Genomic DNA, 429 nt, shown 5'->3' with positions numbered 1-429 from the left:
GCAGAGCATTACCGACAATATGATCAAACGAATGAACGTTGCCACAACTACCGGCATTGACACGGGCGGAATCGGTTTCCTTGCTCCCATCAAAGAATTCAACGATGCCGTACGCGGGCCTTCGAAGAGTCATACGATCTTCGACGGAGTTGCTGCGGAACCCAAGCCGCTTGCGTCGCCCTCCCCCGGGTTCAATCTGCCGCATTCGGATTCTCTCGGCGGATTTGACGGCAGCTCAAGTGCGGTGACGCCCGTTTCAGCTGATTCATGGCCTTCCGGAAAAACAGCCGATACGGCGTTCTCCGAGAGTGACCACGGAAACACGGCTCCGCAGAGCGCGACGGAACAGGGAACGGTATTTCAGCCCGTTTCGCCGTCGGCCGATTCGGAAGTCGGCGTCGTCAGCTCTCCCATGTATGACGGTACGAC

General features: G+C 57.6%; 1 protein-coding gene. It reads left to right on the top strand.

Features of this window, described 5'->3' with window-relative positions; translation table 11 throughout:
• On the top strand, window positions 1-429 hold a 429-nt coding region (locus H6A60_RS12660), incomplete at both ends, for a hypothetical protein (protein WP_205105196.1).

This window comes from Sutterella massiliensis (assembly GCF_016899755.1).
Classification (GTDB): Bacteria; Pseudomonadota; Gammaproteobacteria; order Burkholderiales; family Burkholderiaceae_F; genus Sutterella; species Sutterella massiliensis.
Note: the sequence above shows the minus strand (reverse complement) of the source record. Positions and strands in the feature narration are given on the sequence as shown.